This is a genomic window from Kitasatospora sp. NPDC086009, assembly GCF_044540385.1.
Taxonomy (GTDB): domain Bacteria; phylum Actinomycetota; class Actinomycetes; order Streptomycetales; family Streptomycetaceae; genus Kitasatospora.
This window is the reverse complement of the sequence record NZ_JBITSA010000016.1, coordinates 76312-95314: the sequence shown is the minus strand read 5'-3', so window position 1 is coordinate 95314 and position 19003 is coordinate 76312. Positions and strand designations below refer to the sequence as shown.

The following is a 19003-nucleotide window of genomic DNA, read 5'->3' as shown; positions in this document are numbered from 1 at the left end:
GGGGCCGGGCGTCGCGCGGCGAAACCCCCTGGTCGGGCGGGGGTGCCCGGGTCCATGCTGGGCACCATGCTCATCCGCGAAGCCACCCCCGCCGACTGGCCGGCCATCTGGGCCTTCCTCCGCGAGATCGTCGCCGCCGGCGAGACCTACAGCTGGGACCGCGACACCACCCAGGACCGGGCCCGCGCGCTCTGGTGCAAACCCGCCCCCGGCCGCACCTTCGTCGCTGTCGACGAGGACGGCACCGTCCTGGGCACCGCCGAGAGCCACCCCAACCAGGCCGGCGGCGGCGCCCACGTCGCCAACGCGGGCTTCATGGTCGACCCCCGTCACTCCGGCCGGGGCGTCGCCCGCGCCCTCGGCGCCCACGTCCTCGACCAGGCCCGCGCCGACGGCTACCGCGCGATGCAGTTCAACGCCGTCGTGGAGACCAACACCCGTGCGGTGGCCCTCTGGGAGTCCCTGGGCTTCGAGATCCTCACCACCGTCCCCGAAGCCTTCCACCACCCCCGGAAGGGCTATGTCGGCCTGCACATCATGCACCGCCGACTCTGAGGACGGCGCCCGCGCACACCCGGCTCACCACTGCGGCGGCTGCTGCGGCGGGTACGGATAGGGGCTCGCCGCGACGGCCCGCCGACGCTTCCGCGCCCGCGCCGCCAACCCCGCCGCCACCCCGGCGACCACCAGCACCAGCAGCCCCCCGGCCCCGAGCAGCGTGTACGTGACCCCCGCGTTCCCGCCCGCCCCCGCCACCGGCGCCGCCATCGGCGGCCCGGAGGCACCGTCGCCGGGCACCGCCCCGGAATCCGGCGGAGCCCCCTGCGACTCCGCCCGCCCGAGCAACGGATTGGCCCTGGGCCCGCCGTCCACCGCGGGATTCGCCTCCAGCGCCTTGGCCGGATCGACGATCCCGTACCCGTAATGCGCGTTCGGCACCGCCGACCCGTCCCCCGGCGCCGTCGCACTCTTGATCATCCGATTGATGACCTGCCCCGCCGAGAGCCCGGGATACTTCGACCTGATCAGCGCAGCGGTGGCCGAGACGTAGGCGGTGGCGTCGGAGGTGCCCTGGCCGACTCCGTAGGCCGATACCGACTTCGCCGTGGCGTGATAGACCTCCACACCCGGCGCGGCCAGCGTGGTCTCAGGTCCGAACGTCGACTTCTCCCACACCTTGCCCTGTTCATCGACCGCCGCCACCGCGACCACGCCCGGGAAGGCCGCCGGGTACTCCACAGGAGTGCCCTTGTCCCCGCTGTTTCCCGTGGCCGCCACGAGGACGACATCCTTGGAAGCCGCGTAGTCGACTGCGGAGCGCGCCTGCGAATCGAGTCGCGCAAACCCGACCGACATGTTGATGACCTTCGCCCCGTGATCCGCGGCGAACCTGATGGCCAGTGCGATGTCCGACTGCTGGAGCTCCGGGGACTCTCCGTCACTTCTGACCTTGATCGGGAGGATCTTCGACTTCGGCGCCAGACCCTCGATTCCGGCCTGGGAGCCGTGCCCCACGCCTGCGATCAGGCTCGCCATCCCGGTCCCGTGGCCGTTCGTGTCCACCCGGCCGTCCGTCGTCCCGCCCGAGAAGTCGGCGCCGGGCAGCACCTGACCGGTGAGATCCTGATGGTCGTCCTTGACTCCACTGTCAACGACGGCGACGACGATGCCGTCGCCCTGGCTGATCGGCCAGATCTTCACGTCAGCCTGGTACTTCTTCAGCGGCCACTGGGCGTCCCGGATCTGATCCGCGACCGCCGGGGAAGCTGCCGAACCCCACACCAGGGCTCCAGCAGCAAGCACGGCTGCCCCACGCCCTACTCGACTGCTCGTCAAGCCTGGTCACTCCACTCAGCGAAGCGTCCCGCAGGCCAGTGGCCCACGGGACGACCGGTCGTTCGGCCAGTCCCTTCGGACAGACCTCATTCCACCACGTTCGGATTGGTCGGCTTCTCCGACGCCCAGGTCTCCTCGTCCTCCACGAGGTAGTCGGGGCGCTTGCCGTCCTTGTCCTTGTCGTCCTTGCGTCGTCGGGTGTCACCGAACGGCACGCCGGGCCCCAGGCCCCCCGCAGTGCTCCCTCCCGATTCGCCCCTGGCCGCCCGGCTCCGGGCTCCGAGCCCGGAGCCGCCCTCGGTGAACGACTGCTTCGCCCCGGGCCCGCCGCTCGGTCGTCCTCCCTCGCCGACGATGCCTCCGCTCCGCCCCGGCACGGTCTCTCCGGGCCGGGGCCCCGCGGCGGCCCGGCCGGCCGCCCGGAAACCGCCCTCGTGGACCTCGCCGACACCGAACGCCTTGCCGGCACGGGCTGCCGGCCGGCCGGGCGGGTTCGTCCGGCTGAACGGCCCCTTGCCCTGTGTCCCGTCCTTGCCCGGCGCCCCGGCCCTGCCCTGTACCTCCGCCTTGCCCTGCGGCTCGGCCTTGCCCTGGCCGCCGGCCGGCCTTCCATCCGTCGCACCCCTCACCGGTCCACCTCCGGTGGTGAGAGGCCCACTACCGGGACTGGCACCGGTAGGACCGCCGGGAGTAGCGGCGTGGGTGGTCTGGGTGCCACCCGACGGCGCGGGAAGAGTGGTCGGCGTGCCGTCGATCCCGGTCCCCGGACCGACGTGACCGACTGACGGAGGCTTGGGTACCGGCTGAGCGGTTCCCCCCTTGATCCCCGGATCGGTAGGGGCTGCCGGTACCGTCTTCGCCGCCACCGGCTTCGGGGCGGCCTGGTTCCCGGGCTTCTGGATCCGCGGCGCCGAATCACTGTTGGGGGCCGGCGTGGACCCCGCGCCGACAAAGTTGGCGCCGGTCGTGAGGGCGCTCAGAAACGGCGCACCCCCCGCATCGTCGGACGGGGTGACATCGCGAGTCTCCTCACGAAGCGGCCCCGGCTGGTAAGGCGGTGGTGGCTTCAGCATCGGGGTGGCGACGCGGTAGTGCATGGCGAGCGTCTGCATCACCGCGGCGGCTTCGAGTTTGCGCTGTTCGGCGATGGCCGTTCTGCTGTCCTCGTCGTCGTCGCCGAAGAGGGACGAGACGGTGTCGCCGATGCCGTCCTTGACCTGGTCCCAGCCGCTGGGTTCCTCGGGCATGTCGTGCTTGGCCTTGGCGATGGCCTCGGACATCGCCTTGAGGGTGTTGGCGGCGTCGTTGGCGTAGGAGGCCGCGTTGTTGATGGTGGCGGCGAGGTTGAGCATGCGGGTGTGGAAGGCGTCGCTGGTGGTGCCCTCCCAGCTGACGGCGGCCTCGGTGCTGGCCCGGGTGAGGGTGGCGCGGATGGCTTTGAGGGTGTCGGCGGCGCGGCGCCAGGGGTCGCCGGCGGCCATCACCTCTCCGGGGTTGAGGGCCTGGGCCATCTTCCGGAGTTCGGCGTGGCTGTAGTCGTTGAAGTTGGTGTACGTCATCGGCGGCCGCCTCCGTTCCCGCGGGGCTGTGCCCGGTCGGCGCTCATCGTTCGGACTTCCCGCCGTCGTGCCGGGGTGGCGCCACCGTGCGGGTGTAGGCGGCGGTGCTGGTGGCGGACGGTGCCGCCACCGACCAGCCGTCGTCGCCGAGTTTCAGCTTGCCGGCGGTGCGGTGCTCCTGCTCCTGGTAGTTGGTGGCGGTGAGTTCGGCCTTCTTCTGGGCCTCGTCGACGGCCTCCTGGAGCTGGTTGAGCACGTCGCGCAGGCCGTCACGCATCGTCTGGTACCGGCCGTGCAGTTCGGTGGCCTCGGCGAAGGTGCCGAAGGAGGTCTTGCCGACGGCGCTCTGTCCGTGGGTGCGGGTGCCGTCGGCATGGCGTTCGAACTCGGCCAGCAGGAGCCGCACCTGGGCGGCGAAGGCCCGTAGTTGCTCGACTTCGACGCGGTAGCCGCCACCGGCCCCGCCCGTCGATCCGGTCCCCGTTGACACGTCCGGCGCCTCCCCCGTGCGTCCGCCCCGCGCTGTCGTGCACAGCTGCGGGAGACACATGTCTAACACATGGGCGGGGCAAGCTGAACGGTGCTCGCGGCGAAGCGGCCGACGTCCTGGCGGGCCGTCAGTTCACGGATGTTCCAAGCTGTCGGGCCGTGAGGGCGCGGCGGCAGAGCGAGTCGGCGCGGCGGGTGGTCTCGGGCAGCCGGTAGTGCGGGGCGAGGGCCAGGGTGGTGGCGACCGCCTCGGACAGGCCGATCCGGTGGCCGACGGAGACGAACACCGGTTTGACGCCGGCTCTGGTCCGGACGGCGCGGCCGACCTCCTCCCCGGTGGCCGGGTCGGTGAGCGGGGTCCAGGCGCCGCGGGCGGCCCCGGGCTCGTGGTGGTCGAAGACGAACGGGGTCTTGGCGACGCCGAGTGTGCGCAGGCCGGTGAGCACGCCGAGGTGGCTGGCCAGGCCGAGGCGGCGCGGGTGGGCGAGGCCGTAGCCGTCGCAGACCACGGTGCCGGGGGTGCGGCGGAGGGCGGCCAGGGCGTCCACCACGGCCGGGAGTTCACGGAAGGCGAGCAGGCCGGGCACGTAGGGGAAGGCGATCCGGCCGACGGCGGTCGACTCGTCGACGACGGCCAGGGTCTCGCGGTCCAGGACCACGGCGGCGGCGACCACGAGGTCCCGTTCGTCGTCGTAGGCGACGTCCACACCGGCGATCAGCGTGTCGTCGGCCTCGGTGCCGGCCCCCGGGCCGGGGCCGTACGGCTGGACGAGCGGTCGCAGCCGTTCCTGTTCGGCGAGCGCCTCGGCCTCGGTGGCGGGCCAGTCGGCGGGGATGGGCACGGAGGGTCTCCCCCTGGGGCGTCGGGTGTCAAGGAATGTGTCCCGGTCACCGTACCGAGTGGCGCGGACGACCCCGCAGTGAGCCTGTGCGCCCCCCGTGCCCCGGATCCGGCGGCTTAGGCTGCACTTACCGAACTGCCGTACTGGGTAGGAGTTGTGGAGAGGTTTCCAGCACCGGCACCGCTCCACCCCGCTTCCCGCCCGTTCCCCCCGACGTGCGAAGGACCGATCGCCATGCCGCGCCCGACCACCGCTCAGTTCTGCCTCGGCACCTGCACCGTCGTCGCCGCCGCCGTGGCGCTGCTGGCCGTCTCCGGCGCCACGGGCGTCCTGGAGATCGCCGTGCTGGTGGGCTTCGCGCTCGCGCTCGGGACGCTGGTGACGCTGCTGTCGCTGTCCACCGCCGCGCAGCGCCGCACCACCGCCACGGCCGGCGTGACCGCCACGCCCGGCGCGGCACCCCTCCAAGCCGACGCCCCGGCCCCGGCCGGGCACGCGTACGCCCGGCAGCGCTGAGGCGGCACCACCGGGCGGTCCGGACACGCGGACGGGATCAGACCGTGGAGACCACCACGGTCTTCGCGGCCTTGTCGTGGAGGCACTGGCGGTACGGCTTGTCGAAGACGCCGAACAGCCCGTCGATCAGCCACCAGAGCGCCGCGCAGCAGATGACCGCAGGGAGGATGAAGACGGCGGCTCTGGTCCAGGCGGCGGCCGGTGGCGGCGTGCTGCCGTCGATCAGCATCGCGACCCTGATCTTCATGGCCTTCTTGCCGAGGGTCTGACCGTCCCGGCTGAGCATCACGCCGTCGTAGATCAGGTAGAGGCCGCAGGCCAGCCAGAACGCGCCGGCCTCGCCCGAGCGGTCGCTGAGCGTGGCGAAGGGCAGCACCAGGACGATCGCCACGATCTGCACCAGGACGTAGTCGATCACCTGCGCGAGGATCCGGTTCGGCCAGGTGCCGAGCGGCGGCATCCCGGGGACGGGCCCGGCGCCGGGCGTGCCGTGCCCCGCAGGCCCGTATCCGGGCGGCGGCTGGTCGGACGGGCGACCGCCGTACGGGTCCTGCCCGTACGGCGGTCGCCCGTACGGCGAACCGCCGGGAGTGCCCCCGTAGTCGCCCCCGTACGCGCCGGGCCGGTCGCCGTAGGGACTGCCGGGCGGCGGGGTCGAGGACGGTGGCGGGTTTCCGGACGGGTCCGACGGCGCACCTTCCGGCGTGCCGCCACCCGGGGACGGGGGCTGCTTGTCGAAGGAGGGCTGACCGCCCCCCTCCGGCTCGGAGCCTGAGGGGTTCTGGGTGCTCATTCCCCGAGTAGAACATTGCAGATTGGCTAAGTTTCGGATATTTAGTCCGTTTCGCCCGGCAACCTCCGGCGGACCGCGGTCAGCCCCGGACCACCCGGGTGCCCGCCATCCGGTCGTGCCACCCGCGCCGGGCGGGGCGGTCGAACAGCGGCCAGACCAGGCCGAGCAGCAGCACCGCCGAGGCGTTCCGGGCCAGCCAGCGGGCCAGCGACCGGGCGAGGCTCAGCCGGCCCCGGGCGGCCGACGGGGCCGCGTCGACCACCCGGATCCGGACCAGGCGCTTGCCGAAGGTCTGCCCGGTGCGGGCGGTCGGCAGGACTTCGTAGAGCACCCCGACGAAGGCGAGGACGGCGAACAGGACGACCACCTTGCCCAGCACCACCCCGTCCACCAGCCAGACGTCCACCTGGCGGCGGGTCAGCGCGCTGGCCATCCTGGCCTGGTCGAGCTTCTGCTGGACGTGGGACACCACGGAGTTGCCGAGCGGGATGGCGGTCGCGGTGGCGACCACGGCGAGGACGGCGGTGTCCACCAGCCGGGCGGCCAGCCGGCGTCCGAGCCCGGCGGGCAGCGGGGCGGGGGGACGACGGCGAGCCGGCCGGGGCGCGGCGGCCCCGGCCTTCGCCGGGTCGGCGAGCGCGCCCGGGGCGGGGGCTCCGACCGGCCCCGCGACCGGTGCGGGGGCCGCAACGGACGAGGTGGTGGCGGCGGACGAGGTGGTGAGGGTGCGGGGGACCGTGCCGGCGGGCACCACAGCGACGGCTGAGGCGGCCGAAACGTCCGGCTGCGACCCCGAGGCCTGTCCCGACACCGGCTGCGACTCCGACTCCGGCTGCGACTCCGGCTCCGAGGCAGGCGCAGGCACCGACGCGGGCACCGGCACCGCCTCGGGAGCACGCCCGGCCACCGGCGCGGCGACGGGCTCCGCCCGCTCGCCGGATGCCTCGCCGGACAGCCGCGCCGCACCCACCGCCCGATCCTCCGCCGACCCGTCCGCGCCGGAGTCCGGCTCCGCCCCCGGCAGCACGCCCCAGGAGACCCAGCGCGGCGCACCGCCGGTCTCCATCAGGCCACGCTGCGCCCGCGGGTCGACCTGCCAGCCGACGGCCCCCGGCTCGCCCGCACGCTGCTCCTCGACCTCCTCCGCCTCCTCGACCGTGCCGCCGCGCTCCCGCCCGGCGGCCCCGTCGCGGATCTCTCCGACGCGCGCCGCCTCCCCACCGGCGGCCGGTTGCGCCACCGCCGGACGCAGCGCCGCACGGGCCGCCAAATGCGGCCCGACGCTGAACGACGCCCCACCCGCCGTCTGGTCCAGGTACACCGGCCCGGTCTCCCCGGACACCCCGGCGATCGCCGGCACCGCGGGCGAGGGCACCGCACGCGCAGGCGCGACGGACGAAGGCGCGACAGACGAAGGCGCGACAGACGGAGGTGCAGCGGAAGACGGCACCGCGGACGACGGCGGATGGGCCTCCGGCGACGCCGGCGGCGGCACGAAGCGCGCCCCCGCCCCGGGCCCGGCCCCCGCGCCGGCCCCCGCGCCACCCGCCACGCCGCCGCGGCGGGCCGCGAACCGGGGCGGCTGCAGCACCTCGCCCGCGGCCGGGGCCGGGCGGCTGGTGCCCGGCACCCATGCGGTACCGCCCCAGTAGCGGACGAAGCCGGGCACCGAGGGGTCGGGGTAGTACCCCGGGGTGGGGCCGACGGCCGTCTCCGCGCCGCCGGCGAAGGGCCGGTCCGTCATGGGGTCTTCTTTCTGGCAGGGCCGTTGCGGCGCACCCGGCGGGCGGACCACGCGACGGCGACTCGGGCGGCGGAGGTCGCTTCGCCCGTCGGCGCGCGCGAGGACACCGCCTCATGGGCGGACAGTCGCGGGGCAGTCACAAAGGGTAGTACCTCGGCGGCGCGAAGGTGGCACGTTGCGCGATCGCCGGACAGGCCGGGTCCACCCGGGATAAGGAGGACGGCGCGCGTCAGCGGACCCGCGCCCGCTCCCCCCACGGTCTCCACGGCCCGCCCACGCCCGCGGGAACTCCGCCAAGAAATCTCGGAAACATGTGTAAGAGCGCCCGCGACCCGCGCTCTCCAAGGTCACAGGGCCCGGAACCGGGCACGAACCGGAGTCAGAGAGGAACCCGATCATGGAGCGCGCGACGAGCGTGGTCGAGCACGAGCTGGAACTCAACCTGGTGCTCTCTCCCGAGCACAGCGTCCCCGTCCCGGCCCGGCTGTCCTACGGCAGCCACGACCCCTACGCGGTGCACATCACCTTCCACCTGGACACCGGCTCGCCGGTCACCTGGGTGTTCGCCCGCGAGCTGCTGGTGGAGGGCACCTTCCGGCCGTGCGGCCAGGGGGACGTGCGGATCTGGCCGACCCGCTCGGGCCGGCGCAGCGTGCTCTGCATGGCCCTGAGTTCGCCCGCCGGGGACGCCCTGCTGGAGGCCCCGCTGCCGGTGGTGGCCGCCTGGCTGGAGCGGGCGCACCGGCTGGTGCCGCCGGGCAGCGAACTGGCCGCGCTGGACATGGACGGGTCGCTCGCCGAGCTGCTCGCGTGAGCGACCGCGCCGCACGGCGCCGCCCCACCCCGGCCGCCCCGGCACCGGGCACCCCCGGGCGGGACAGCCCCGGACACGGAACCCCCGGAAGCGGGACCTCCGCCCACGGCGGCGCCGGGCGGAGCACCCCCGGGCCGGTGGGCCTGGGAGTCCCCGGCGACTCAGCGGGCCGCGGGGGCCTGCTGACGGTCGTGCGCGGTGCCCGGGCGGCCGCCGCCGCTGCGCTGCCCGGGCAGCGGGACGAGCGGGGCGCCGGCGGCCCGCCGCCGCGCCCTTATCCGTAGCGCCGCGGCCAGCAGGAAGCAGATCCCGACGAGCGGGTAGACCGAGGCCGGGATCTGGCTGACCGCCGACAGGTGCAGGTCGAGGTCGCCGTGGTGCGGCACGACCCACATCCCGAACGAGAAGAAGGCGATCAGCGTCGCCCCGAAGGCCGCGCGCCAGCGCAGTCGGCGGACGGCGGACGGGCGGGCCTGCTCGACCGCGGCCTCGCAGGCGAGCAGCGCGAGCACGGGCACGCACCAGATCCAGTGGTGGGTCCAGCTGATCGGCGAGATCAGCACCGCGGTGACGGCGGCGCAGCAGACGCCCCACGCCTCGGCGCGCGGCAGCCAGCGGGAGCTGGAGGCCGCCCAGGCGGCGATGGCGAGGCCGAGCACCGCGATCACGGCGCCGGCCAGCGTCGCGACGGTCCCGGGCTCGGCGGTGTGCAGCAGCCGGGCCACGGCGCCGCGTACCGACTGGTTGTCGACGATCTCGGTCTTGCCGACCCGCGAGGAGTCGTACAGGTACTTGGTCCAGAAGCCCCAGGTGGCGTCGGGCAGGACGAGCGCGCCGAGCAGGAAGGTCCCGAGGAAGGTGAAGCCGGCCACGAAGGCGGCCCGGATCCGGCCGGTGAGCAGCAGGTAGACGGCGAAGAGGCCGGGGGTGAGCTTGATGCCCGCGGCGATGCCGATCGCGACGCCCTTGCTGCGGCGGCCGTCGGGGCGGGTGAGGTCCCAGAGGATCAGGCAGGCCAGCGCGAGGTTGATCTGGCCGTAGCGCAGCGTGGTGAAGACCGGTTCGAGCCAGACGCCGCCGCCGGTGACCAGGATCACGCCGAGCGGGCGCAGTTCGCGGCGCGGCCAGCCGACCAGCTTGAACGACAGGTGGGTGAGCAGCGCGAGCAGCCCGAGGTTGCCGAGTGTGATCGCCACCCGCAGGAACGGCACCGGGAACCAGGTCGTCGGCACGAACAGCATCGCGGCGAACGGCGGGTAGGTGGCGGGCAGGTTCCATTCGGTGACCCGCAGCGCGTAGAGGTCGGTCCCGTCGGCGACGGCGCCGCCCTCCGCCCGGTAGACGATCATGTCGACCATCGAGGTGTGGACGAAGTGCCGCACCACGGCGTAGACCACCAGGGACAGCAGCGCCACGGCGGAGACGGCCAGCAGCGGGCGGCGCGGTGCCTCCCGCAGGGCCCGGACGGGCGCGCCGAGGGCGTCCTTGAGGCGGTCCGACAGGGGTCCGGGCGCCGGGTCCGGTGCCGTCGGCACCACGCTGCGCTCGTCTTGCACCGCTGTCACTGTTCGCTCCGTCCACCGTTCGGCCAACCAGCGACGATACCGGATGCCCGGCGACCGGGCCCGGTCGAGCCGACTACCGAGCGTGATCGCCCGGGTGGAAGTGCACCCCGGCCGGCCGTACTCCGTTGCGGGCGGAGCACGGACGGCCGGGGTCCCGGGGAGGGGTCGCGGGGCTCAGCCGGCGTAGGCGCCGAGGGCCCGGGTGAAGTCCAGCGGCTGCTGGACGATGCTGCTGCAGCTCGCGTCGGCGTACGCCTTGGCACCGCCCGCGCACGCCTTGTCGCGGGTGCCGGACCACATCGCCAGCCAGGCCAGGTGCTTGGTCCCGGCGAACTCGGCGAGCTGCTTGGCGTCGGCGACCGTGAAGACCTCGCTGGCCACGTCGTTGACCCCGATCATCGGGGTGACCGCGACCTTGCGCCAGGCGGCCGCGTCGTCCAGCCCGAGCACGCTCTTGACCTGGGCCTGGGTGGCGGTGGCCGCGGCGATGGCGTACTTGCCCATCTGGCCCTGCGGGTTCGGGGCGACGCCGTCCCCGAAGTCCATCGCCATGATGTTGACCGCGCCGATCGCGACGCCGTTGCGCTTGGCGTCGGCCACCAGGTCGACGCCTTCCTGGGTCAGGCCGGAGGGCAGCGCGGGGAGGGTGAAGGAGACGTCCAGGGCCTTGCCCTTGGCGGCCGCGTTCTTCTGCAGCTGGGCGACGGCCTGGGCACGGCGGGTGTTGGCGGCGGTGTTGGCGATCGCGCCGCCCTCGACGTCGAAGTCGACCTTGGTCAGCCCGAAGGCGTCGACGGTCTGCTGGTACACGGCGGTCAGGTCGGCCGTGGTGGCGCAGGCGAGGGCCAGCTCGCTGCCGTTGGCGCCGCCGAAGGAGACCCGGACGTCGCCGCCGATCGCCCGCAGCGCGCCGATCTGGGCGGCCACCGCGTCGGCGGACAGCTCGCTGACGCCGCCCCACTTCGGGGTGCAGCCGCCGCCGGAGACCACGAAGGCGAGGGTGAAGTTCTTCACGCCGGTGGCCTTCGCGGTGGCGACCAGGTCGTACGGCGGGTACAGCGAGGTGTCCACGTACGGCGCGAAGCCGGCGCCGGTGGCCGGGGCGGGCGTGCCGGTCGCGGTGGCGGTGGGCGCGGGGGTGGCGCTGGTGGTCGGCGCCGGGGTGGTCGGCCTGGTCGTGGCGGTGGGGCTCGGGGACGCGGTGGTCGGCCGGGCGGTGGCGGTGGCCGTCGCGGTCGGCGTCACGACGGGCGTGCCGGTCGGGGTCGGCGAGGTGCCGGGGGTGCCCGTCGGGCGGCCCGAGGGGGTCGGCACGGTGTCGCCGGCCTTGCAGGAGGCGTTGTTGATCAGGCAGTTGCCGGGCTCCGCCTGCGCGGCGCCGGCGCCCTGGGCGACGAAGCCGACCACCAGGCTCCGGCCGGGCTCCAGCCGCTTGCTCCAGGCCTCGGGCTTGACGGTGACGTGCTGCCCGTCGGCGCTGAAGGTGGCGTTCCAGAGCGAGTCGATCTTCGCTCCGGCCGGCAGGTCGAAGGACAGCGTCCAGTCCTCGATCGCGCTGCCGGCCGGGTTGGTGACCAGGTACTGGCCGGTGTAGCCGGCGTCCCAGGCGCTGGTGCGGGTGTAGACGGCGCCGAGCGAGGCGGCGCTGGCCGAGGAGGCGAGGGTCACGACCGCGCCCGCGACCAGCGCGGCGGCGACGGCCGAGGAAGCGAGGACGACTCCCTTGCGGCTGCGTCGGCGGCGGCCCCGGCGGCGTTCGGGCTGGGTCGTCATGGGCGTACCTCCGTAGGGGGCGCCTCCCGCCCGGAGGGCGCGGGGGACGGCTGGGCCGGACGGGGTCGCGGCGGCCGGGCGCGGGTGGATGGACCCGTCGCGGGCGGCGTGACCCGGCTCGGTCGGGTGACCGGCGCGGATGACGCTAGTGGGGCGGGAGGGCCGGAACGGGCCTGCTGAGCGAGGGGTACAGCTCTCTTAGGGCCCGCTTAAGGAAGAGGGGCGACCCCGGTGCGCGACACCGGTGCGCGGCACCGGCGCGCGGGGCCGCCCGGCGCCGGGGACCGCTCAGCGCTGGAACAGCGTGCCGCGGCTGCGCCGGCGGCTGGCGCGGGCGGGGGCGCCGTCGGGGCGGGCCTGCAGCCGCAGCCGGATCTCGGCGCCGCCAAGCCCCGCGGAGCGACCGAGCGCGAGGTCGCCGCCGGTGACCTCGGCGAGCTTGCGGGCGATGTCCAGGCCGAGGCCGGTGGAGCCCTCGCCGCCGTCGCCCTGCCCGCGCTCCAGGGCGGCCTCGGGGTCGGTGAAGCCCGGTCCGGCGTCGCCGACCAGCACGATCACCGAGCTGTCGGTGGCGAGCACGTCGACCGAGAACGCGGTGCCGACGGCGGTGTGGCGGAAGACGTTGCCGAGCAGGGCGTCGACGGCGGCGGCGAGGTCGCCGCGTTGGACGGACACGCCGGCGGGTTGGTCGGCGCCGGCCAGCTGCCAGCGGCGCCCCTCGTCCTCGGCGAGCGCGGACCAGAAGCCGACCCGCTCCCGGATCACCTCGGCGGCGTCGCAGCCGACGGTGACGGCGGGCGCGTCCTCGGGCGCGCGCCGGGCCGAACGGATGATCTGGTCGACCTCGCGCTCCAGTTGGGAGACGGCGTGCCGGGTGGCGTCGGCCGCGTCGCCCTCGCCCAGCGAGGCGGCGTTGAGCCGCAGCACGGTGAGCGGGGTGCGCAGCCGGTGCGACAGGTCGGCGGCCAACTCCCTTTCGGCGGCGAGCAACTGGACGACCCGGTCGGCCATCGTGTTGAACGCGTGGGCGGCTTCGCGCAGCTCCTCCGGGCTCCCGGCGGTCTGCCGGTCGTCGACGGGCACCCGGACGGCGAGGTTGCCGCCGCCGAGCGAGCGGGCCGCGGCGGCCAGCCGGCGGGCCGAGCCGACGATCCGGGTGCCCATCCGGTCGGCCACCAGCACCGAGATGGCGACCAGGGCGAGCGCGACCGCGGACAGCACCAGCCAGGCGGTGGAGACCCCGCGGGTGAGGTCGCCGTCGGCCACGAACACCTCGACCACGGCCGTCCGGCCGGTGTCGACGGCCACCGGCTGCAGGAGGGCGAAGCCGCCGGGCACCTCGACGGTGAACGAGCGGCCCTGGCCGCCGGCGGTGCCCACGTCGGCGGCCAGCGCACGGGCCTCGCCGATGGTCGCCCCGCCGTCCGGCCCGATCATCGGCGCCCCGGCGGAGGACGGTTCGGAGGGCAGCGAGGAGGGCGGCGATGACGGCAGCGGGTTCGGCGGCGCCGAGGGCGAGTCCGCGGCCGGCACCGGGCCCGGGGCCGGCAGATGGACCGCCATCCGCCCCTGCGCACCGGCGTCGGTACTGGCCACCGCACGGGCGATGGCGCCCTGGTCGGTGGTGATGGCGAGGGCCGGGCCGAGCGCCGCCGCCTGCCGTTCGGCCGCGGTGAACGCCCGGTCCCGCGCGGTCTGTTGGACCATCAGCCCGAGCGGGATGAGGAAGGCCAGCGCGACCATGGTGGTCCCGGCCACCGCGGCCTTGATCAGGGCCCAGCGCAACGAGTGCCCGAACCGCCTCACGCCCGGCCCTCCGTGGGGGCGGGGCCGGGCCCCGCCGGGTGCCCGGTCGCCTCCAGCCGGACGCCGACGCCGCGCACGGTGTGCAGGTAGCGGGGGTTGGAGGCGGTCTCGCCGAGCTTGCGGCGCAGCCAGGAGAGGTGGACGTCGATGGTCTGGTCGCCGCCGTAGGTCTGGCGCCACACCTCGGCCAGGATCTCCTTGCGCGGCACGACCACGCCGGGGCGGGCGGCGAGGAAGGCCAGCAGGTCGAACTCGCGGCGGGTCAGGTCGAGCGCCCGGCCGTCCAGGGTGGCCTCGCGGCGCTGGAGGTCGATGGCGAGCCCGCCGACCCGGAGCACCTGGGTGACCGGGGCCGTCCCGCCGCCGAGGCGGCGCAGTACGGCGGCCATCCGGGCGCTGAGGTGTTCCCCGGAAAAAGGTTTCACCAGGTAGTCGTCGGCACCGTCGTTGAGCAGCCGGACGATCTCGGCCTCGTCGTCCCGGGCGGTGGAGATGATCACCGGCACGTTGGTCAGGCCACGGATCATCTTGAGCGCCTCGCTGCCGTCCAGATCGGGCAGGCCGAGATCGAGGATCACCAGGTCGCAGCCGACCTGGGCCACCTCGCGCAACGCCTCAAGTGCCGTGCCCACACTGCGGACCGCGTGACCGGTGTCGGCCAGATGCCGGATGAGGGCGGAGCGTACGAAGGGGTCGTCCTCGACCACGAGCACTGTTGCCATGGGGCTGCACGGTACGCCATCGGCGTGCGGTGGTCTGTACCTCGGGGTGGGTCCGGGAGGGGCCGCCGGACGGCTCCGGACCGATTCGCTCCGTCCCCTGGTGTTTTGTGAAAGTTGCCTGCTGAATAGCAGGGCTGCCCACCTGCGGCGGCCCCGAATACGGCAGGATGTGCGCACGATGCGGAACGGACTGGTACAGCTCGGCGCCTGGGCGGCGGCCACCGGGGCGGCGGTGGCGCTGTCCTGGTTCGGCGTGCACGCGGTGCTGACCGGCGCCGCGTTCGAGCAGCCGACGGCGCTGCCGCTGCCGTCCCCGGCCGCCGGCGGAGCACGCTCCCCGGTCGCGTCGGCGCCGGTTCCGACGCCGCCCCAGGAGCCGTCCGCGCCCCGGCCGGAGAGCTCCGGCCCGACGCCCGCGCCGGCCTCGGCGACCACCCAGCGCAGTGCGGCGGCGCCCGGTACCCCGCCCGCGTCACGCCGTCCCGCGCCCACCACCGCCACGACGACCGCGGCCGCCGCCCCGACCGCCACGTCCACCGTGCGCAGTTACCCCGTCCCCGGTGGCAAGGTGGCCCTGGACATCCGGCCGGACAACGCCTCGCTGGTCTCCGCCACCCCGGACCCGGGCTGGCAGATGCAGGTCTGGAACGGCCCGCAGTGGATGCGGGTGGACTTCACCAAGGGCGACCAGGCCAACTCGGTCTTCGTCGCCTGGAACGGCCACCCGCCGACGGTGGAGACGGTCGTCCGCTGACCGCCCCCCCGGCCGGTCACCACCGGTCGAAGGGGACGTACCCGGGCAGGTACGGGCCCCGGTAGCGGGAGCGGTCGACCAGGGTGTGCCGGGTGCCGCCGGGCACCCCGATCGCGGCCAGCACCACCACCCCGTACCGGTCGTGCGCCTCGTAGGGCTCGGCGAGCGAGCTGGCGCCCCGGTCCACCGCGTAGTCGTAGGCGTAGTGGACGTCCGGTACACCGACAGCGAGGTCGAGCACCCCGTCGCCGTGCCGGGCCAGGTGGCCGGCCAGCTCCCGGCCGCGCGGCCCGATCACCTGGACCAGCGAGGTCAGCACGAACCTGGTCCCGGGTGCGCGCAGCACGTAGGAGACGGTCTCCGGCTCGCCGGTGTCGGGCCCGGCGTAGGCGGTACAGCGCAGGCCGAGCGCCGTGGCGTAGCGGCGTGCCGCACGCTCCGCGTCGGCGACGGCGAAGACCACCGCGTCGGCGTGCCCCATCGGGACGAGGTCGGGCTCCTCCAGGCCCGCGGTGAACAGCAGGGGTTCGGCGGCGGTGTCGGTCATGACGGCCCTCCCGGTGGGCGTGCGGGACCACGGTCTGCCCCGCAGGCCGGTGTGGGGACCGGCTCACGGGGTTGTGGCTGGAGGGTGGCGCCGGGCCGACCGGCGCGCAACTGTTCCGTTTCCTCCTGGTCAAGGTGTGCGCCGGGGCGGGAGAATCGGCCGCACCGCTGTACAGAATGCCCACCGGAGGACGGAGCCCCGCGATGCCCCCCGCCCACTCCCCGAGTTCCCCGAACTCCACCGGATCGCCCAACTCCACTCCTGGGCAAGCGTCTTCGGGCGCCGCTCCGGGTACCGCCAACGACGCGATCGACGTCCTGGACGGCCGGCTGATCCGGCTGCTGGCGGAGGAGCCGCGGATCGGCGTGCTGGAGTGCTCGCGCCGCCTCCAGGTGGCCCGGGGCACCGTCCAGGCGCGGCTGGACCGGCTCCAGGCCAAGGGGGTGATCGGCGGCTTCGGGCCCGAGGTGGACCCGGCCGCGCTCGGCTACCCGGTGACGGCCTTCGCCACGCTGGAGATCTCCCAGGGCCAGGGCGCCGACGTGCGGGCCCACCTGGCGGCGGTGCCGGAGGTCCTGGAGCTGCACACGATCACCGGGCACGGGGACATGATGGTGCGGATCGTGGCCCGGTCCAACGCCGATCTGCAGCGCGTGATCGACCGGGTGGTGGGGTTCGACGGGATCGTCCGCTCCTCGACGGCCATCGCGCTGGAGAACCCGGTGCCGTACCGGATCCTGCCGTTGGTGGACCAGGCCGCGGCCGAGTAGCCCGTCCGGTCCGGCTCCGGCGGTGCCCGCCGGGACCTCAGCAGGTGGGGACGGTCCCGCCGCCGCGCAGCGCGTCCAGCGCGGAGATCGACTCGCTCAGCGTGCCCACCGGCACCAGCCGCAGACCGTCGGGCAGGTTGACCTTGGCGTCCGCGCACTCGTCCTTGGGCAGCAGGAACACCGTCGCGCCGTCCCGGGCCGCCGCCTGGGTCTTCAGCGGCACGCCGCCGACCGGGCCGATGACGCCCTGGTCGTCGATGGTGCCGGTCCCCGCGACCGTCAGCCCGCCGGTGAGGTCGCCGCCCTTGCCGTCGCCGGCCAGCTTGTCGACGATGCCCAGCGCCAGCATCTGGCCCGCGCTCGGGCCGCCGATGTCACCGAGGTCGACCTTCACCTTCACCTGGGCGGGCGAGAGGTGTAGGTAGGAGAGCGCGGCCGTGGTGGCGCTGTCCTGCGACTCGGTCATCTGCTGGGCCGTCACCTCCTGCGCCTCGGCCGGATCGCCCTGCGGGTAGACCGTCTCGGTCGGACGGACCGCCTCGTCCTGGTCGAACCAGGCCCGCAGCGACCGCCAGAAGGTGGTGCGGTCCCCCGGATTGGTCGCCGAGATGGTCACCATCCGCAGCTCCCCGTCGGTGGTGCGCACCGGCGCTCCGGTGACGGTCAGCACCGGCTTGTCCTGGTAGCTGCCGAGGGTGTCCGCGGTGACCCCCGGCCAGGTGAGCGTGTACGGCAGCGGAACGAAGGCCGCCACGCCGAACAGCGCGGCGACCAGCACCCCGCACAGCGCCAGCGCGCGGGTGCGGGGGGCGGTCAGGGCCTTGGGCAGCTTGGTGTCGGACACAGAGGCATCCAAACACACCCGGCGCTATCGCAGGGCGTCGGCGACCTCGGTCGCCGCCTCCACCACCCGGGGGCCGACCCGCTCGGGGACGAGCCCGTTCAGCATCACCACGCCGACGCTGCCCTCGATCCCGCTCAGCCCGACCAGTGCGGCGGCCGCGCCGCTCGCACCCGACTGCTCCTCCGCACGGGTGATGACGAAACCTGACTCCGGACGGCGCTGGCTGGGGAAGCCGCGCGCCTCCAGGATCGCCCGCCCGGCGGCGCTCTCCCCCAGCGGGTGGCGCAGCCCGGTCCGGTAGGCGACGTGGAAGTCCGTCCAGCTGGGCTCGACCACGGCGACGGCCAGCGCCTCGTTGCCGTCGACCAGGGTGAGGTGGGCGGTGGCGCCGAGGTCCTCGGCCAGGCTGCGCAGGGCCGGCAGCGCCGCCTCGCGCAGCAGCGGGTGCACCCGGTGGGCAAGCCGCAGCACGCCCAGGCCCACCCGGGCCCGGCCGCCGATGTCGCGGCGGACCAGCCCATGCTGTTCCAGCGTGGCCAGCAGCCGGTAGACGACGGTCCGGTTGACCGCGAGGCGGGCGGCGAGCTCGGTGACGGTGAGCCCGCGTTCCGAGTCGGCGAGGAGTTTGAGGACCCGGACGCCCCGGTCCAGGGTCTGGGAGGTCTCTGCAGTCACGACGCGCATGTCCTTTCCGCGGCGGCCGCCGGAGCGGCGGCGCCGGTCCGGGACTCAGGTGTCGCGCGCAGGTGGGTGGCCGCGCTCGGGCCGCGGTGTGTCGTCCTTGACGTCCTGGCGGTCCTGCAGCGCCCGTCCCGACGGGGGTTACCCGACGGGGGAGCGTGTGGGAAAGGTAGTGAAGGAATTGTCGCGGCGGAAGTGGTTGTCCAAAATTCGGGCATGATCGATTTCGTCACGCATGACGAACCCGGACAAAGGCCCACATTTCACGGCCCTGGACTGGGCACAAGTTCGACCACAGTCCGAAGTTCGGACAGCCCCCGCCGCGGCGGGGGCCGCTCGCCGGGCGCGGCTCGGAGCAGATCGCGCCTCAGAGCAGGTCGCGGCTCAGAGCAGATCGCGGGCTCGGAGCAGATCGCGGCTCGGAGCAGATCGCGGGCTCGGAGCAGATCGCGCCTCAGAGCAGGTTGCGCAGCACCGTCCAGGCCACCGCGGTGCCCAGCACCACCGCCGTGCCGCCCCGGCCGAGCGTCGGCCGCCAGCTCCGGCCGGCCAGGCCGTGCCGCAGCCAGGTGAGGTAGAGCAGCGCGACCAGCGGCAGCGAGAGCAACAGCGCCGCGTTGTCGTGCCAGGCCGCCGCGAGGTCGCCGTGCAGCAGGTCGTACGTCATCCGGGTGCCGCCGCAGCCGGGGCAGTCCAGTCCGGTGATTTTGTGCCAGGGGCAGAACGGCAGCAGCTGCCCGGGCAGGTGCGGGTCGCGCGACCACAGGTAGGCGCAGCCGGCCAGGCCGCCGCCGAGCACCGCCAGCGGCGGTCCCGCGGTGCGCAGCCGGGCCGGGAGGGGCAGCCGGGCGAGGAACGGCAGCCGGGGGGCGGGGCCGTCGGCCCCGGGCACGGCGAAGCCGCCCCGGCCGGAGCCGGGGCGGCGCGCCGCGAATGGCCTGGGCAAGA

The 19003-nt window shown here is 74.6% G+C and carries 19 protein-coding genes and 1 pseudogene; 5 read left to right on the top strand and 15 right to left on the bottom strand.

Annotated elements, in window-relative coordinates:
• Window positions 1-66 precede the first annotated feature (66 nt).
• Window positions 67-555, top strand: a complete 489-nt coding sequence (locus ACIF6L_RS30330; RefSeq protein WP_359837766.1) for a GNAT family N-acetyltransferase — start codon at window positions 67-69, stop codon at window positions 553-555.
• A gap of 24 nt (window positions 556-579) precedes the next feature.
• Here the strand turns inward: ACIF6L_RS30330 and mycP are convergent, their stop codons facing one another.
• The 4 genes from mycP to ACIF6L_RS30310 form a co-directional block, all read right to left on the bottom strand.
• Window positions 580-1701, bottom strand: a complete 1122-nt coding sequence (gene mycP, locus ACIF6L_RS30325) for a type VII secretion-associated serine protease mycosin (RefSeq protein ID WP_396490678.1) — start codon at window positions 1699-1701, stop codon at window positions 580-582.
• A gap of 221 nt (window positions 1702-1922) precedes the next feature.
• Entirely contained in the window at window positions 1923-3395 is a 1473-nt protein-coding gene (locus ACIF6L_RS30320; protein WP_396490679.1) for a hypothetical protein, read from the bottom strand.
• A gap of 43 nt (window positions 3396-3438) precedes the next feature.
• Window positions 3439-3885 (bottom strand): hypothetical protein, encoded by a 447-nt coding sequence (locus tag ACIF6L_RS30315; protein WP_329487850.1) that lies wholly within the window; start codon window positions 3883-3885, stop codon window positions 3439-3441.
• A gap of 127 nt (window positions 3886-4012) precedes the next feature.
• A complete protein-coding gene (locus ACIF6L_RS30310) occupies window positions 4013-4726 on the bottom strand; it encodes an endonuclease V (RefSeq protein ID WP_396490680.1) in 714 nt (237 codons plus the stop codon).
• A gap of 234 nt (window positions 4727-4960) precedes the next feature.
• Between ACIF6L_RS30310 and ACIF6L_RS30305 the strand changes: the two genes are divergently transcribed.
• A complete protein-coding gene (locus ACIF6L_RS30305) occupies window positions 4961-5242 on the top strand; it encodes a hypothetical protein (protein WP_359837759.1) in 282 nt (93 codons plus the stop codon).
• Between the two features lie 37 nt (window positions 5243-5279).
• Here ACIF6L_RS30305 and ACIF6L_RS30300 read toward each other — a convergent pair whose 3' ends face one another.
• The 3 genes and pseudogenes from ACIF6L_RS30300 to ACIF6L_RS30290 form a co-directional block, all read right to left on the bottom strand.
• Window positions 5280-6035: an RDD family protein gene (locus ACIF6L_RS30300; RefSeq protein ID WP_396490681.1), complete on the bottom strand. Its 756-nt coding sequence runs from the start codon at window positions 6033-6035 to the stop codon at window positions 5280-5282.
• Window positions 6036-6114: 79 nt separating this feature from the next.
• On the bottom strand, window positions 6115-7356 hold the full coding sequence (locus ACIF6L_RS30295; RefSeq protein WP_396490707.1) for an RDD family protein: 1242 nt from the start codon (window positions 7354-7356) through the stop codon (window positions 6115-6117).
• Between the two features lie 321 nt (window positions 7357-7677).
• Window positions 7678-7779 (bottom strand): annotated as a pseudogene (locus tag ACIF6L_RS30290) (hypothetical protein); the annotation flags it as partial.
• Between the two features lie 397 nt (window positions 7780-8176).
• Between ACIF6L_RS30290 and ACIF6L_RS30285 the strand changes: the two are divergent.
• On the top strand, window positions 8177-8593 hold the full coding sequence (locus ACIF6L_RS30285) for an SsgA family sporulation/cell division regulator (RefSeq protein ID WP_352293229.1): 417 nt from the start codon (window positions 8177-8179) through the stop codon (window positions 8591-8593).
• Window positions 8594-8754: 161 nt separating this feature from the next.
• On the opposite strand, the gene ACIF6L_RS30280 is transcribed toward ACIF6L_RS30285, so the two are convergent.
• From ACIF6L_RS30280 to ACIF6L_RS30265, 4 genes are all read right to left on the bottom strand, one after another.
• Window positions 8755-10158, bottom strand: coding sequence for a glycosyltransferase 87 family protein (locus ACIF6L_RS30280; RefSeq protein ID WP_396490682.1), 1404 nt, complete (start codon window positions 10156-10158; stop codon window positions 8755-8757).
• Between the two features lie 174 nt (window positions 10159-10332).
• Entirely contained in the window at window positions 10333-11931 is a 1599-nt protein-coding gene (locus ACIF6L_RS30275) for a cellulose binding domain-containing protein (RefSeq protein WP_396490683.1), read from the bottom strand.
• A gap of 288 nt (window positions 11932-12219) precedes the next feature.
• On the bottom strand, window positions 12220-13716 hold the full coding sequence (locus ACIF6L_RS30270; protein WP_396490708.1) for an ATP-binding protein: 1497 nt from the start codon (window positions 13714-13716) through the stop codon (window positions 12220-12222).
• 17 nt (window positions 13717-13733) lie between these two features.
• Window positions 13734-14459, bottom strand: coding sequence for a response regulator transcription factor (locus ACIF6L_RS30265; protein WP_329487858.1), 726 nt, complete (start codon window positions 14457-14459; stop codon window positions 13734-13736).
• Window positions 14460-14637: 178 nt separating this feature from the next.
• Here ACIF6L_RS30265 and ACIF6L_RS30260 point away from each other — a divergent pair, with 178 nt between their 5' ends.
• Window positions 14638-15213: a hypothetical protein gene (locus tag ACIF6L_RS30260; protein WP_359804908.1), complete on the top strand. Its 576-nt coding sequence runs from the start codon at window positions 14638-14640 to the stop codon at window positions 15211-15213.
• Between the two features lie 16 nt (window positions 15214-15229).
• Here ACIF6L_RS30260 and ACIF6L_RS30255 read toward each other — a convergent pair whose 3' ends face one another.
• Window positions 15230-15760: a VOC family protein gene (locus tag ACIF6L_RS30255; RefSeq protein WP_329487860.1), complete on the bottom strand. Its 531-nt coding sequence runs from the start codon at window positions 15758-15760 to the stop codon at window positions 15230-15232.
• 203 nt (window positions 15761-15963) lie between these two features.
• Between ACIF6L_RS30255 and ACIF6L_RS30250 the strand changes: the two genes are divergently transcribed.
• Window positions 15964-16530 (top strand): Lrp/AsnC family transcriptional regulator, encoded by a 567-nt coding sequence (locus ACIF6L_RS30250; protein WP_396490684.1) that lies wholly within the window; start codon window positions 15964-15966, stop codon window positions 16528-16530.
• 37 nt (window positions 16531-16567) lie between these two features.
• On the opposite strand, the gene ACIF6L_RS30245 is transcribed toward ACIF6L_RS30250, so the two are convergent.
• The 3 genes from ACIF6L_RS30245 to ACIF6L_RS30235 form a co-directional block, all read right to left on the bottom strand.
• A complete protein-coding gene (locus ACIF6L_RS30245; RefSeq protein WP_359804904.1) occupies window positions 16568-17374 on the bottom strand; it encodes a S16 family serine protease in 807 nt (268 codons plus the stop codon).
• A 24-nt stretch (window positions 17375-17398) separates the two neighbouring features.
• On the bottom strand, window positions 17399-18049 hold the full coding sequence (locus ACIF6L_RS30240) for a helix-turn-helix domain-containing protein (protein WP_329487863.1): 651 nt from the start codon (window positions 18047-18049) through the stop codon (window positions 17399-17401).
• 460 nt (window positions 18050-18509) lie between these two features.
• Window positions 18510-19001 (bottom strand): DUF2752 domain-containing protein, encoded by a 492-nt coding sequence (locus ACIF6L_RS30235; protein WP_396490685.1) that lies wholly within the window; start codon window positions 18999-19001, stop codon window positions 18510-18512.
• Window positions 19002-19003 lie beyond the last annotated feature (2 nt).